Origin of the sequence: Paraburkholderia kururiensis JCM 10599 = LMG 19447 (assembly GCF_003986935.1) — a bacterium.
Lineage (GTDB): Bacteria > Pseudomonadota > Gammaproteobacteria > Burkholderiales > Burkholderiaceae > Paraburkholderia > Paraburkholderia kururiensis.
In genome coordinates, this window is the sequence record NZ_RJZE01000038.1 from 19,453 (window position 1) to 34,176 (window position 14,724).

Genomic DNA, 14,724 nt, shown 5'->3' on the forward strand with positions numbered 1-14,724 from the left:
ACATGAGCACCATCAACGAAGACGTGACGACCGATGCCGCAGCGGTGGCTGGTGTCGCCGCTGCGCGGGCATCGGGCCAGACTGCGACGGAACACGGCGATGCCGGCGAGCACGGGCGTGCACTCACTGACGGCGCCGACGATGAGGAACTGGAGAGCGAACTCCAGCGGATGGAGAGCGATGCGGTGACGCTGCAGCGCGAAGGCATGATCAATGAGAGCGAGGCCAGCGAGAAGCTCGAGCAGGTCGCGCGCACGCGCCGCTTCTTTCGTGATCTGCCGCCGGCCGAGCGCCGTGCAATCGTCCTGCGCCGCCGCGAGATCGGCCGGCAACTGCTGGACAGGCAACTGTCCGGCGCGGCTATCGTCCCCGCGCAGGTGCGCCTGAACCATACCCGCCTGCGGCCGCTGTTCGAACAGTGGTGGCCGTATCTCAACCGCATGAGCCTTAACATGCAGCGTTTTGGCCGTGCGACGTTTGGCGAGGACGACAAGGACACCGTCAACGCCTGGTTCGACAAACAGCTGAAGACCCTGGAAGCCTACGTCGACGAGCAGTTACAGGTGGCGGAGGGCTTCCGCGAGCGTACCGAGCGCGAAATGGTTGCGCGTGGCGACATCGTGTTCCAGCCGGCTGTCACGAAGCCGGCGCTCGATATCCAGGTCGAAGCCTACTCGCGCTTTGCGATGCGCCTGCTGTCCATCATCATGCGGTTCGACCGGGTAATGGATCACTTCGATTTCCTCGTCTGGAACGCTGTGCGCGACCAGTCCGACGTCGACGAGGAAACGGGCCGCTTCCTGCGCAAGTTCCAGCCGGTCGGCGTGCGGGGCTACATGACCCACCTGCGCCTGATGACGGCCGTGCGCGGTCTCTGAGCGGCGCCATGCTCGACGGCCTGAACCCGCAGCAGCTGGAAGTCGCCCGGTCGCGCCGTCACTGCCTGGCCGTGGCCTGTCCGGGTGCGGGCAAGACCAAGACGATCGCCGCGAGAGCTGCGGCCCTGCTTCAGGAGCCCGGCACCCTGGTTGGCGCGGTCACGTTCAGCAAGGACGCCGCCGTCGAACTGCGCGAGCGCATCCTCAGGCTTGTGGGCTCTGCCGCAAAGAGCCGCCTCATCGCCGGGACATTCCACTCGCTTGGTTTTCGACAGATCGGGCAGCGCGGTGGCAGGCGGCAGGACATCGCTTCCGATGGTGACCGCATGGGCCTGCTCATGCGGGCGCTGGCCGAGACTGGCCTGAACTGGAAGGTCGAGGAGGCCGTGCCGGTCATCGAGCAGCTGAAGACGGGCGCCACACACGCCGTCGAGGGGTCGCCCGAAGCGATCCTCTACGAGGCCTATCAGGAAGCGCTCGTGCGTAACGGCAAGATCGACTTCCAGGACATGCTGCGCCTGTCGGTCGCGGGCATGCAATCAGGTGACATTGAACCATACGCGTTCACCCATCTGCTCGTTGACGAATTTCAGGACACCGACCCGCTGCAGTACCGCTGGGTCGAACTGCACGCCGAGGCGGGTGCCTGCGTGACCGTGGTCGGTGACGACGACCAGAGCATCTATGGCTTCCGGGCGGCGATGGGTTTTCGCGGCATGGAGGGGTTCGTGGGCAAGTTTGAAGCGCAGCGTGTGGTCCTTGGCAGCAACTACCGGTGCCGCGCCGAGATCCTTGTGGCCGCCGACCGGCTGATCCAGCACAATCAGGACCGCGTCCCCAAGGTGCTGCACGCCGTGAAGGGCGCGGGCGGCGTGGTGGTTGCGCGACGCTTCAATGATGAATACGATGACGCCGCGGCCGCCGTCGAAGCGCTTCAACCCAGGCTCCGGTCAGGCCAGTCGTGTGCCATTCTGTCACGCACGAACCGCGTGCTCGACGCCGTTGAGTCCGTCTGCCGCTCGTATGGCGTGAAGTACTTTCGCGCTTCCGGTCGCTCGGTCCTCGATCAGCCCGAGGGCGCGCTGATGTGTAACCTTCTCCAGATCGTCCAGCGCGTGAAGCTCAACGGTCTCGACGCCGTCCTCGGATACGCCGGCATGAGCACGCGGGACCTCACGGCGCTGCACAACGCGATGGGCGCGACGCTCGCGCAGAAGCAGAAAAAGGAACTGGTCGCCCTGGGCCTGACCGAAGATACGGCATCCGCCTATCGCGGATTCATGAAACGCCTGGCCGAATGGCAGACGCTGTGCGAGCGTGAGTTCTACTCGCTCGCGCTCGAGGGCGTGCGCGAGTGGATGATGACCTACGTGCGCAAGGAGGCGGCCGAGCGGGCGGTGAATGCTACATACGACGTGGTTTCACGGCTCAACGGCTCATTCAGCGAGCGCATCGACTTTCTGAAGCGTGCCAACAATGAACCGGCACCCGATGCGCTGGTGCTCACCACCATGCATAGCTCGAAGGGGCTTGAGTGGGATCACGTATGGATCACTCGGGCCGAGGAAGGCGTGGTGCCCGACCCGAAGAGCCCGGAGTCGGAAGAGCGGCGCCTCTTTTACGTTGCCATGACCCGCGCCCGGGAGACACTGACCATTTCGTCGGTCCAGAAGAATCCGCCAACGCGATTCGTTCACGAAGCGAGCGTGCCAGAGGCATGAACGTTCGATGTGCGCTGGGGGGCACCGGCATTACTAATGCGAGCGCCTCATTCGCAGACTTACACTCCTGGTACAACGAAGCGCGCCGCACCCACTGGACTTCACCGTCCTCCCTGCGGCGATCGAGCGCTGCGTCCGGCGAAAGCCGATCGAATCGGTCATAGGCGTCCGCGTCGGCCCGGACGAACGACGCACGGCACATAGCATATCCCGGCACCGGGTGCGCTGGCGCCGGTTCTCGTGCCTGAGTCGCGCTGGCGTTGACTTCACGTGTTACCGGGAGCGTTGTGCAACGAACAGACGAGACCAAAATTTCGAAAATACGATTTTGGTATGAGCATAGTTTGCTTCGGGCTGACATCTTATGCGGTACATCATGAATGGCTTCGGAGGACGCTGCCGTGGTCGCTGGCCTTGAAATGCTGGGAAAGATTGCCCCAACACCGAGGTCCCGGTTTGACGACATCTGTCGAGCCGGCGCCGCGATCCTCATCCTGGCTGTGGGCGGCTCATGTCTTGCGTGGGGACAAACCGCAGCGTCGGATGCGCCGATCGCACAGGCCCCCTCCTACCGGATCGGCGACCGTTGGATCGTCATGTACGGCAAGACCGCGGTCGCATCAGTAGTCACTTCGGTCACCGACACACGGACCACATTCTCGGAGACGAAGAACGGTGGGGTGCCGTTCGAGATGCTTTTTTATGCGCAAGGCAACGTGGTTCGGTCCGGTGATACCAGCTATGACCCGTGCCTGTGCTCGCTCAGCTTTCCCATGAACGTCGGCAAGAATTGGGATTCAAAATGGACTGTCCGCAATCCGAGCGGTAGCCACGAGAGCGAGGCGCACGTCTCCGTCGAGGCGTTTGAACAAGTCAGTGTGCGGGCAGGCGCATTCGACGCTTTCAAGATCGTCATGCACGGAATCTCCACCTACGCAGGAAACGGCCGGTTTGTCGTACCCTGGGATGCGACCTTCTGGTACGCGCCAGAGGTCAAGCGCGTCGTGAAGTCTGAGGCTGTGTTTTACGTTCGCTACCAGGGCTCACATAAGGAAGGGTTCGAGCTCTCTGAGTTTTCACTTGCACGCTGATTCCCGTTGTCTGTGCGGACGCCGAGCGGTGATAGTGCTCGACGAAGAGCTGATCGAAATGCTCCCGCAGAAGCGCTCCGTGATTGCGGTCTGAGTCTTCGGCGGATGGTCTCTGCCCGAACCCCGCAACCGCGGATCGATTTAGCGCTGGCGTGGACGCCCTACGCGGCCGTTCTCGCGCCGCGGCTGGATGTGCTACTGCTCTACGTCCGCCCGGTCTGCGGTGCGGGCGAGATGCGGCACATTCGACGGCTCGGGTGCGGCCGTTGCCGCGTTCTCGATTACAAGCTCGCGCGCGACGCGCTTGAGCTGGCCGTCGATCGATGCACGCTCTCCCAGGCGGATGGTCCCGCAGTAGAAGATGTTGCCCTTCACGCGTCCGTTGATTTCCAGTGAGCCGCGCGCGTGCACGTCGCCCTCGACCGTTCCGTCCACGCGCACGTGCTCTCCCTCGATCTGTCCTTTCACGAGTCCGCCGGCACCGATGTGCAGCAGCCCGTCGTTGGTGATCACGTTACCGTCCACGAGGCCGAACAGGCTCAGACCGTGATCGAGAATCAGGTTCCCCTCGATGGCCGAACCGGACGCGAGGAGCGTGACATTGAGTGTGTTCTGCGGCTTCACGATGCCCATTCCTTCAGAAGAGTTGAACGTCGCTGCTTCGCGGCGCGGGTGCCGGGGCGGCTTTCTGCCCGTCGGCCGTAGCGGGCGATACATCCTTCGGTGCGCTGGGATGAAGGCGCGCCAGGTGGCGGACGGGCCGGCCTGGTCTGGACACGGACCCGGCCGCCGCCGGCGCGGCGCTCGCGACCGTGGCCGGTGCCGCCTGTGCCGCGCCGGTGGCCACGACCGGTGCCGATGCGCTGATGGCCGTGCGCTGGCGGATCGGGGATGTGATCGCCTTCTGTTCCTCTGGCACTGTGGGGAGCTGGGTGATCACGGGGCCGGCTGCACGCGGACTTAGATGGTCGTGGAGCAACGCGGACGGATCGACGGCGGCAAGTCCGGGCGCCCCCCGGGTCGCGCTGTCGAGACTCTGCGAGGTGAGGGGGGGAGCTGGGACGGGCGCGGCGGACGGAGCCACTGAACGACCGGACTGGACGGAGGCGGGCCTCGCGGCGGATGCGCGCGGGTGGGCGCCCTCGCTACTATGGATCAATGGCCACAGTCGCGCGGCGCCCATGCCGAACGCTCCGCACACAACGGTGCCGCCGATAACCATCAGCGTGATACGCCCGATTTTCCAGCGGGCATTCCACGCACGCCTCGGCGGCGACACGCGGCCTGCCGGCTGGTGAGACAGCATGAGCGGCGCGGGAATCGCGCGGATCTGGTGCTCGAGGTCGATGACGACGGGTTCGCGGGCATAGCGCGCATGCAGCGCCTGGATCTCGCGAAGATCAATATCCATGGGCTCTCTCTCCTTCACGGTGTACGGTCGAGCGTAGCCACCCGGCGGCGAAGTCAAGCCGGGAGCCAAACGATGGGAGACTCAGGGTTCGCGGCGCGTGCCGTCGGGTTCGTACTGGTCGTTGTCCGGAATGCACAGCTGGACGATGCGGTTGAGCTTCTTCTCGGCGTTCGCCAGCATCGCAGTGCACCGCTCTTCGCTCAGCACCTGCGCGGCACGCGCGGAGAAGGCTCGCGCAAAGAGGCGCTCGTACTGGGTGAGACATCGCACAAGCCGCCCGGTGAGCGGACGCTTGACCTCAAGGTCGATCGTTTCGAACGGACGGGGCAGGGCGCGCGCACCCAGCTGCTCAATCCACGCGTCGGCCTTGGTGAACCATTCGCTGGCCTCACGCATTGCCCGGTCGAGAGCGCGCAGTTTGCCGTCGCGCGCGACTGAAATCTTCGTGGCGCAAAAGTTGTAGTCCGAGCGGATGAAGGTGCGCACGAACAGCGAGCTGTAGTTCAGGCGCGTTATCTGCGCTGCGTCGGGAATGATCTTCGCGTAGCGCGTGTCGCTCGTCAGCCGCTCGATGGGCTTGAGGCCAGTGCCTGACGGAACGAGCGTGAGCGTGGTGGGGGCTTCAGGCGCCCCGCCTGGCGCCACGTCGCCGGACGGTTCGTCCGGCTGCGGCGCAGTTTCTGGAACGGCGGCCATAGGAATTTTCGGGTGTGGTCTCTCTCACTTCCCATTCTGTTCGCGTTTTGCCAGGCGCTTCCGGGCAAAAGCTACCCAAAATCGCGCACCATTTCCCCGGTACACAGATACGTTTTTGGAGATACTGACTCTACTTCCTGCGTCTCCTGACGCATCGACCTCGACTCCGTAGCCCGGAGTCCGTCCCATGCCTCAAGTCGTGCCCCTGGGCATGCTCCGACCGGTTGGCTACCGGTGTGGAATCTTTCTTGTGCTGGGCAGCTCGCCACCTGCTCCCCCTTCCGTCAGTCGTAATACTCGTCGCCGGCCGCATGTGTTTGCGCCGCGACATCGTTCGAACCCGGAGATTCGGGTGTCTCTCTCCAGACCCATCCGGGCAGAGCGATCGAAGTGGACTGACCCGTGATCCTGCGGCGAAAACACGGTTTTCGGAAATGGGCTGTCTGCGCGACGCGATCATGTCGCGCCGGGAACGACCTTACGTTCCCCGCTGAGAGCCTCACGGCTCCCTGTGCACCACGTCCCCGAAAGGGACGTGGTGCATGGGTCATCTTCAATCGAATCCACAACGCGTTCCTCATGACCGGGGAGCGCGTTTTTTTTCGTCCTGCGTTTTTTCATTCCCTGTCTGGAGGTGCTTCCGTGCTTCTTCCCAATGGCCTTGACCAGCGTATCGCCGAGACGATCAGCAAGACGATCGACCGCGAGCGCGAACACGCCGACACCGCATCGTCCGCCTGGCGCGAACGCTGCGAGGTCGCCCGCATCGCAATGCTTGCCGATGGCGAGCGCCGCGTTGTCCTTTCCCATATCGCCAGCCGTCGTGGAGAGTCGGCGGCATCGAGCCTGGAGCAGTCATCCAGCGAGATGCGCACCTCGGCGATCTTCTTTCTTGCGAGGAAACCATCATGAACGCTGTCGTCGCCCTGGGTGCGGCACCTGTGCGCAGCATCGTAGAGGAGCGTGTACCACGCGCCCCAGTCATCGGACGGATCCGTCCCGGCATCAAGGTTCTGACGTCCGCCGCAAGGCAAAACGAAGAGGCCGTCAGGCTGTACGAACAGCTCGTCGCCGACGGCGAATCGTTCGAGCGGATCGGCGGGGAGATCGAACGCCGTTGCCGTTTGAAGAACCCGCTTGCACCGCGCAACGTGCCGTACTTCACCTGCCGCCGCTCTGATTTCAACAATCCGGACATTGCCGACGAGATCCTGCGTCTGTATGGCGAGGATCGCGGCGATGGCGTGAAGCTCTACCGCTTCCCCGTCACGTTCGCCTTCAACGACTGGATGGCCAACATCCCGAACGAGATGGCGACGTGGGGCACCAACGGGCGCAGGTTCTTCTCGGAGTACGGCGCCGACGGCACGCGCTTCTGCAGGCTGTACGCAAAGCCGGAGCGCGATCCGCGGGCGCAGCGCTCGCAGCGCAACTTCGGACCGCGCACAACGGTGCTCCGGCAGGACGATGCGATTCCCGATGGTGTGTGCAACCCGCAGCAGTGCCCGCAGTACCAGGCGCGGCAATGCAACCTCTCGGCCCGTTTCGTCTTCGCGGTTCCCGAGATCAAGGGGCTGGGGCTCATCGAGCTTCCCACCAACTCGATCTACGTGCTGCAGAAGGCGTACTCGGCCATGCAGACGGTGGCTCTCGCGCGCGGCCGTCTCACCGGCACGCGGTTCTTCATCTCAAAGCGCGAATTCGAGATCACGCGTATCAACGAGCAGGGCGAGGCAGTCCGTCAGGCACAGATGCTCACTGTGCTCGATGCTGATATCGACATCAGCGCCCTGCTGGACGGGGCCGAGGATCAATCGCCAGCGCTTGCCGCAGCAACGCATGCAGCGCAACTGCTCGAAGGGTCGGGAGATCTCGCCTCGGGGACGGTGCATCCGCTGCGCTCGACCACAACCGACCAGACGTTGGAGGAGGTACCGGGGAGCGAGCCACAGACCGGCAATACGTTGCTGAACGCGGCCAACGCCGATCTTCGCGAACCCGGACAGTACGCGCCTGAAACGATCGGGGAGAAGCGTGATCGCATGGCTGATCTGCTGGCCCGCCTCGGGCTGAACGCAGAGCATCGCCAGCGCGCATTCCGCATCTACGCTCACGCGCAGTACGGAAACGGATGGTCGAAGCGCGAGGCCGACGTGGACGCCATGAACGAGCGTCTGGTCGCGGCCCTCGCCGACCGCGCCGCGTTCGATACGGAGATCGAGACCGCCGTACGGGCCACCGGGCTCAGCTGACCCTTGCCGACCCCTCATGGGGGTCGGCGCTCCTTTTTCTTTCAGACCGCGACGCGAGAGTGTTTCAGCAAGCAGGATTGCCTTGCTCGAACGCTTTCGACGCGCGACAGCGCATCGAAACCGCCCGCCTCGCGCGGCCATCTCTTGTTTGCCCGGCTGGCGCTAGTCGCCCCGTGTCCCCTTTTTGCAATTGCCGCCTCGCGCGGTGTCCTCTCAATCGTGGCTGCCATCGGGTAGCCATTTTTCGTTTACGGAGGTGCATCTTGAAGATCGCACAGTTTTCTGACCTGCATTACTCACCCGAACGGCTGGACGAAGCCGACCGTTGCTTCGGCTTCGCCGTGCAGGATGCGATCGCGCGCGGTGCGCGCATTGCAGTGGTTTCGGGCGACTCGACCGACCACCGGCTCGATGCACATTCGCCTGCGCTATCCGCACTCGCCAGACAGATCTATCGCCTGGCGGCCGCCATGCCGGTGATTCTGCTGCAGGGTACGTTCTCGCACGAGCCGCCGGGCACGCTCGATATCTTCGGGCTCATGGGATCGACTTTCGAGGTGTTCGTCGTCAGCCGCATCCAGCAGGTTGCGCTGATCGACGGTCGGTTTCATGCCTCGACCGGCCCCCTGTTCGACGAGAATGAGCTCGCCTCTGTCATCGCGAAGCGGCCCGAAGCGGTATTCACCTGTCTGCCGACCGTGAACAAGGGGCAGTTAGCAGCGAGCGTTGGCGCGCTCGCGGCAGCGACCGGTCTGGGCGACGTGCTCGCGACGTATCTGGCGGCCTCGGGCCGGAACAATTCGCAACTGCGCGAGGCCGGAATCCCGACCGTGGGCATTTCACACGGCACGGTGGTCGGCTGCGAGACGGAGCACGGTGTCACGATGGCGGGATTCGATCACGAGTTCTCGCTGTCGGCGCTGTTCGATGCGCAGTGCTCTGCGTTCATGCTCGGGCATATCCACAAGTCGCAGTCGTGGGAGCAGGGCGGTCGCCGCATTGCCTATCCGGGTTCGATCGGCCGCTTCCACTATGGCGAGCAAGGCGAGAAGGGATACCTGCTATGGGAAGTGGAGGCCGACTCGGCTTCGGCCGGACTTGTGCCCACGCCTTCGCGCCGTATGGTCTGCATCGACTTCGATGGCCCCCCCGACATGGAGCGTCTCGCGCAGCTGGCCGCCGAATCTGGCGATGCGTTCGTGCGTGTTCGCTGGCAGGTTGACGAGGAGCACCGGCAGTCGGTGGATCGGGCGGCCATCGAGGCGATGTTCGCGAACTCTCCCGGCCTGAAGATCGAGCCTCGCATTCTTCCGGTGGTGCGCAGCCGTGCCGAGGGCATCAGTCTGGAGACGTCCGTTGATGCAAAGCTCGCGCGCTGGTGCGAACTGACGGGCGTTTCCGTGTCGCCGGTGCTCGAACGGCTGCAGCTGCTTCAGAGCGCAGACGCCGCCGCAATCGCCGAGGCGGTACTTGCCCGCATCGATCAGGTGCCGTCGGGTTCGCCGCTCTCGCTCGTCGCGCGTGCGGCACCGGACGTCAACGCGGCCGCCGCGACGACAGGCACGTATCCTGATGAGCCGGACTGGCTCGAAGGCGATCTCTTCGCGGCTTGATTCATGGCCGTCACGGACACGGGCGGGGCCAGTAAGGCCCGCCCGTGCTGCGGACACAGCCGTGTCCCGACAATGCGTTCACAACGAGCGCACTGCCGGAACAAGGTTCACCCGCGCCCCTGGCGTATCGACCGCAGCATCCGCTGCATCCATTTTCTTGTTGACCCTGACGGGGAGCGATCCCCAACGGGGGCGCACTCCGTCCTTTTCCAAGGAGTGTGCCCATGTTTGGTCTTTACCCCGCCGGTCCCGCCTGGGTCCAGCATTTCACTGCCACCACGCCGGCGCGCGAGATCCAGCAGCTGCTCGTGAAGCATGCCGGATTCACGGCCGGTCTTTTCCATCAACCCTACGGCCCTGCACGTGGATCGGTCATCGCTGTCCGCCATGGCTTTGTCGTGATGGTGCATGACGACAAAGCTTGCGAGATCGAGTGCGTCGTCGCCCCTGACGTCGAGATGACGAATCTGCTCTGGTCGCACAGCAATGGATATGCGAGCCAGTGGTCCCCGCGGGAACTGAAGGCGCTCACGGCGTGCGACAGCTGGGAACAGCTGCTCACGCTCGCAGGCACCCGGTTTCGCGCAGCCTGCACGGCGCTGGAGCGCGCCATCGACGGCACGATCGTGCCGCCGGCGCCAGCGACCGTGACAGCCGTCGCCGATCCGGTGATTGGCGCTTCGTTGCCCAACGACGATGACGTGCCGTGGCTGCCGTCCGATTACCTCCACGACGTGCCACTGCTGGAGGGGCTGCCATGCGACCGCTAGGCCTGACGCTCGAAGGCTTCCTGGGCGTTCGCGACGGGATGCGACGCGAAAGCGTCACGCTCGATCTCGAATCGCTGCCCACGGGCCTTATCGCACTTACCGGGCCGAACGGTGCCGGCAAGTCCACGCTGATGGACAACCTGCATCCCTACCGCATCATGCCCTCGCGTGCGGCGAAGCTCTCCGTTGACGCCTTCTCGTACTGGGACCATCTCTTTGGCGCCCAGGCGCAGAAGATCCTTGAGTGGGAGCACGCCAACGTACGCTACCGCTCCACCTTCGCGTTCCGCAAGCCAGGCAAGACAGGCAAGGCGGAGTATTTCCTCGCATGGCGCGACCGGGCGGGTCTCTGGCAACCCTACATTGCGCCCGACGGCACGAGGTCCGATGGCAAGGCGGAGACGTACGACCGTTGTGTCGAGTCGGTATGCGGTTCGCTCGAATCGTTTTTCACGAGCGCATTTTCGGCACAGAACCGGCGGCCACTTGCGTCGTACAGCACCGGCGAGATGAAGTCGTTGCTGGCCGAGCTGCTGCATATCGATCACCTGTGTGCGCTGTCTGCGAAAGCGGCCGATGTCGCCAGACTGCTGGCCGGAAAACTGGACAGCATCCAGCGCGAGCTGGCCTCGCTTGCCCACAGGCGCGAGCTGGTGGAGGCGACGGAGCGCGCGATCGCATCCGATGCTGAATCGATTGCGGCAGCACGGCGCGAGCGCGAGGGCCTTCAGGCCACAGCGCAGACGCTCGGGCAACAGCGCGCGACGCTGGCAGCGAAGCAGGCCGAGTCGGCAACGGTGGAGGCCCGTCTGCGTGAACTGGCGAAACGGCGAGCCGAGGTACAGGCGTCGCTCGACGCAGTGGTCGTCGACGCAGGTGCGGTCACCCGCCGCCTTGATGGTCGCCGCACGGCGCTTCTCCAAACCTGCGTATCGCACGAGGCGACGCTTGCCCAGCGCGCGCGGATTGAAGGCGCGCAGGCACAGTGTGATGAGGCGAGACTCGTGATCGGGAGGGAAGAGGCGCGTATCCAGACGCTGCAGACCGCAATCGCAACGCTGGAGCCAAAGCACACGGCATTGACCGAAGCCAGCGCGGTGCTGACGGCTCTGGAGTCGCAAGGCAGGACGAAGGCGGATCTGCTGCAAACCCTTGAGCAGCAGGCCTCGGTCGTCGGCCAGGTGCCCTGTGCGGGTCACGCCATGCATGCCACCTGCCCCCTGCTTGCGCAGGCGCGGTCTTCAGCGCAACAGGCCGGCGAGCAGCGCCTCGCCGTCAGGGATCTTCGGGAGCAATACCGCACGAAGAAGGCCCTGGCCGATGGGCTCAGCCCGGTTGTTGGCGAGCTTGCCAGCAAGCGCGAAGAACTGCGTGCGGCGACGGATGCGCTTGCGTCCGCCCGTCGTACGTTGCAGGCGGCCACCGAGCTTGCGGCCCGCAAGCCACTGCTCGACGCCGCAGCCGTCGCGCTGGCGCAGGTGAAAACCGAGCTTGCCGACATCGGCGTGCAGCTGGTCCAGGTTGCGCAACGCCGGGAGGCGGACACGACGCGACTGCAGGGCCAGCTGCGCGACATCGACAGTGAGGTCTCGCGGCTGGCTGCGCACGATGTCACGGCGGCGATCGCGGAACTCGACAGGCAACTGCTCGTGAACCGCGAGGCCACCGCGGCGCTCGATGGACGCATTGAAACCTTGATCCGTCAGCACGCAACACGCGAGACACAGCGTGACGCGATGAAGACGGAACTGGCCGGTTTCGATGCAACGCGCACGCAGGCCGAACGCCTGTCTGACGAGATCGCGCAGTGGAAGCTGCTCGCCCGGGGCCTTGGCAACGATGGTCTCGTGGCGCTGACGATCGACGACGCCGGACCGGCACTTACGCAGACAGTCAACGACCTGCTGCTCGCGTGCTATGGCCCCCGCTTCACGGTCGAGATACGCACGCAGCGTGAGCTTGCGAACGGCGATCTGCGTGAGGGCTTCGAGATCCTCGTCCATGACGGCGACAACGACAGCACCAAGGCCGTATCGGTGATGTCAGGTGGCCAGAAGGTGTGGGTCAACGAATGCCTGACGCGCGGCATAGCGCTGTACATGGCCAGTAACGCCGGCCAGCCTTACCAGACGCTTTTCAGCGATGAATCGGACGGCCCGCTCGATCCTGAGCGCAAGTTGCAGTTCATGCGCATGAAGCGCGAAGTATTGCGTCAGGGCGGATACGAGCGGGAGTACTTCATCTCGCAGACACCCGAGCTGGTCGAACAGGCTGACGCAGTCATTGACGTAGTCGCACTTGCAGCCTGAGTGAGACCTAACTTTTAACCCCGTGGGGAACGATCCCCACAGGGGGCGTTCCTCGCATCAAAAGAGGAATGCCATGAAAACGCAACACATCTTCCACGACCCGGTGCGGGCGGTGACAGTCGCCGTCCGGCCCGCCGGGCGCCGCATGGGGACCACGCACACCTACGTACTGAACGGCACGCTGCTGCGTGACGTTTTGCTCGACGGCAGGTGGGTCACCTTCGGTGCCTCGGCTCCGTCCGTTCCCTGCAGCCAGTAAGGCTGCGTCTCACAGGCGTGCGTCCCACGGGACGCACGCTTTCCAACCCAACGATCCATATGTCCAATTTCCTCATGCTGCTGATTGCGGCCGGCAGCTCCGCCGGCCTGTGCGCCTGTTCCACCCCGGTTCACGAGGTCCGGCCCGCAGGGTTCAGGCCCAGCATCGTCGTCCACGAGCCGGCAGGCGAGAAGGGCGACTTCATCATCTGCAACGACGGGCGGGTACTCGTGTTTCCTGTATCGCACCCGAAGACCTGCGAGTGACAGCCCCGCAGGCGTTTCCATAGCCCGCCCCGTCTCCGCGAGGAACGGGGCTTTGGCGGTAAACAAATAAAGGAGTCTTTATGAACAGACAGATTGTCGCCGGAGCCGCCTTAGCCGCGCTCGTATCAGCGGCCATCCTCATCGCGGCGCAGGCACACGCCGAGTCCGTCGACATCGCGTTCTCTCCCGATGGTGGCGCGGAGCAGCTGGTGCTTCAGACGATCGGCGAGGCGCGCTCGAGTATCCGCGTGATGGCTTACTCGTTCACGTCTCGTACCGTTGTTGCCGCACTTGTCGCCGCGCATCGGCGCGGCATCGACGTCGCGGTGACAGTGGATTACCGCAACAACGTCGCGGACGACCACAGCCACCGCGCAAGAGCGGCGCTGAACAGCCTCGTGTATGCCGGCATCCCGGTGCGCACGGTCGACGCCTTCGATCTGCAGCACAGCAAGTACCTGCTGGTCGACAACGCAACGGTGGAGACCGGGTCATTCAACTACTCGCAGCAGGCCGCACGGTTCAACTCCGAAAACGTCGTGGTGATTCACGGCGCGCCCGCGGTTGCCAGCGCGTATGCGGCGAACTGGCGTGATGTGACCGCGAAGGGCGTGCTGTACAGCGCTCCCTGAGCGCGCATCCACTTTTTCTTCTTTCTGACTCCCGGTGGGGCAGCGTGTCCCCAGCGGGGCACCTGCGTCATCGCTTTCAAGGAGCAACGATGACGTATTCAGCAAGTGACTTTATGGACGACGTTCTGCGTTGTCTGTGCGAAACCGGTGCCATGCCTGTCGACCAGGTGGGCACCGATGCCGGCGCCCAGGCCGACGCCTCGATATCGGCCATCACGGGCCTCGCAGCTCGCGCGAGCGGGGCTAACTTTCTCTCCGAAGTGCTCTCGGGAATTGAATCCCTGGGCGCACTTCGCGAGACGTTCGGCACGCATGCCGTCGATTACGTTGTGTATCTGGCGGACGCTGTCGCGACCGGCGGAGCGATCGATCTTCCGTTGCACCAACATGCTTTCGCTGCGTTCATCGATGGCCTGCCCGGCGGTGCGCGGTGGCGGCAGCACATGCGCCTAACCACCGGCATACGCGGCGAGCACGACGGCCACGGGGTGGACGCCTGCTCCGGTGGTCACCCGACTGGGTGCGCCGGGCGGTAGCCATCCGACTTTCCGGCCCCTCTGGGCAATCCACCCTGACGGGCCAACGCCCGTCAGGGGTCGGCCCGTCTGTCGCATAGGACCATCAGATGACAACTGATATTCTCGCGCGGGCCGAAGCGGTCATCGGCCGTCTGCTGTCCATTCTCCACCAGGGTCACAGGGCGGATTCAACCGGTCGTCGCAACACTAGATTGTTGAACAGATTTTAGATACTCGTCCAGGAATTCTGCTGGGGTCTTCCAGCCAAGCGATTTTCTGGGCCGGCAATTGAGCGTATGGGCAACGGC

Annotated in this window: 15 protein-coding genes; 12 read left to right on the forward strand and 3 right to left on the reverse strand. The window is 64.3% G+C overall.

Annotation, left to right across the window (positions count from 1 at the left end):
- Nucleotides 1–2 precede the first annotated feature (2 nt).
- From PKKP23_RS31195 to PKKP23_RS31205, 3 genes are all read left to right on the forward strand, one after another.
- Nucleotides 3–878, forward strand: coding sequence for an ATPase (locus PKKP23_RS31195; RefSeq protein WP_126879744.1), 876 nt, complete (start codon nt 3–5; stop codon nt 876–878).
- A gap of 8 nt (nt 879–886) precedes the next feature.
- On the forward strand, nt 887–2,599 hold the full coding sequence (locus PKKP23_RS31200) for an ATP-dependent helicase (protein WP_126879745.1): 1,713 nt from the start codon (nt 887–889) through the stop codon (nt 2,597–2,599).
- A gap of 380 nt (nt 2,600–2,979) precedes the next feature.
- On the forward strand, nt 2,980–3,690 hold the full coding sequence (locus tag PKKP23_RS31205; protein WP_126879746.1) for a hypothetical protein: 711 nt from the start codon (nt 2,980–2,982) through the stop codon (nt 3,688–3,690).
- 195 nt (nt 3,691–3,885) lie between these two features.
- Here the strand turns inward: PKKP23_RS31205 and PKKP23_RS31210 are convergent, their stop codons facing one another.
- From PKKP23_RS31210 to PKKP23_RS31220, 3 genes are all read right to left on the reverse strand, one after another.
- Nucleotides 3,886–4,314, reverse strand: a complete 429-nt coding sequence (locus tag PKKP23_RS31210; protein ID WP_240659219.1) for a bactofilin family protein — start codon at nt 4,312–4,314, stop codon at nt 3,886–3,888.
- A gap of 13 nt (nt 4,315–4,327) precedes the next feature.
- The gene (locus tag PKKP23_RS31215) at nt 4,328–5,101 is read right to left on the reverse strand and encodes a hypothetical protein (RefSeq protein ID WP_126879748.1); all 774 of its coding nucleotides are present in this window, start codon (nt 5,099–5,101) and stop codon (nt 4,328–4,330) included.
- An 81-nt stretch (nt 5,102–5,182) separates the two neighbouring features.
- On the reverse strand, nt 5,183–5,797 hold the full coding sequence (locus PKKP23_RS31220; protein WP_126879749.1) for an AcaB family transcriptional regulator: 615 nt from the start codon (nt 5,795–5,797) through the stop codon (nt 5,183–5,185).
- A 642-nt stretch (nt 5,798–6,439) separates the two neighbouring features.
- Here PKKP23_RS31220 and PKKP23_RS31225 point away from each other — a divergent pair.
- The 9 genes from PKKP23_RS31225 to PKKP23_RS31265 all read left to right on the forward strand — a co-directional run bounded on the left by PKKP23_RS31225 (nt 6,440) and on the right by PKKP23_RS31265 (nt 14,434).
- Nucleotides 6,440–6,709, forward strand: a complete 270-nt coding sequence (locus PKKP23_RS31225; protein ID WP_126879750.1) for a DUF7696 family protein — start codon at nt 6,440–6,442, stop codon at nt 6,707–6,709.
- Nucleotides 6,706–8,049: a recombination directionality factor gene (locus PKKP23_RS31230; RefSeq protein ID WP_126879751.1), complete on the forward strand. Its 1,344-nt coding sequence runs from the start codon at nt 6,706–6,708 to the stop codon at nt 8,047–8,049. The genes PKKP23_RS31225 and PKKP23_RS31230 overlap by 4 nt, the downstream gene beginning before the upstream one ends.
- A gap of 263 nt (nt 8,050–8,312) precedes the next feature.
- Nucleotides 8,313–9,662 carry a metallophosphoesterase family protein gene (locus PKKP23_RS31235; protein ID WP_240659221.1) on the forward strand — a complete coding sequence of 450 codons (1,350 nt, stop codon included), beginning with the start codon at nt 8,313–8,315 and terminating at the stop codon, nt 9,660–9,662.
- Nucleotides 9,663–9,886: 224 nt separating this feature from the next.
- Nucleotides 9,887–10,432, forward strand: coding sequence for a hypothetical protein (locus PKKP23_RS31240; RefSeq protein ID WP_126879752.1), 546 nt, complete (start codon nt 9,887–9,889; stop codon nt 10,430–10,432).
- Nucleotides 10,420–12,741, forward strand: a complete 2,322-nt coding sequence (locus PKKP23_RS31245; RefSeq protein WP_126879753.1) for an SMC family ATPase — start codon at nt 10,420–10,422, stop codon at nt 12,739–12,741. The genes PKKP23_RS31240 and PKKP23_RS31245 overlap by 13 nt, the downstream gene beginning before the upstream one ends.
- A 73-nt stretch (nt 12,742–12,814) precedes the next feature.
- Nucleotides 12,815–13,000 (forward strand): hypothetical protein, encoded by a 186-nt coding sequence (locus PKKP23_RS31250; protein WP_126879754.1) that lies wholly within the window; start codon nt 12,815–12,817, stop codon nt 12,998–13,000.
- 59 nt (nt 13,001–13,059) lie between these two features.
- Nucleotides 13,060–13,266, forward strand: a complete 207-nt coding sequence (locus PKKP23_RS31255; RefSeq protein WP_126879755.1) for a hypothetical protein — start codon at nt 13,060–13,062, stop codon at nt 13,264–13,266.
- 80 nt (nt 13,267–13,346) lie between these two features.
- Nucleotides 13,347–13,898, forward strand: a complete 552-nt coding sequence (locus tag PKKP23_RS31260; RefSeq protein WP_126879756.1) for a phospholipase D-like domain-containing protein — start codon at nt 13,347–13,349, stop codon at nt 13,896–13,898.
- An 89-nt stretch (nt 13,899–13,987) separates the two neighbouring features.
- Entirely contained in the window at nt 13,988–14,434 is a 447-nt protein-coding gene (locus PKKP23_RS31265) for a hypothetical protein (RefSeq protein ID WP_126879757.1), read from the forward strand.
- Nucleotides 14,435–14,724: the final 290 nt, after the last annotated feature.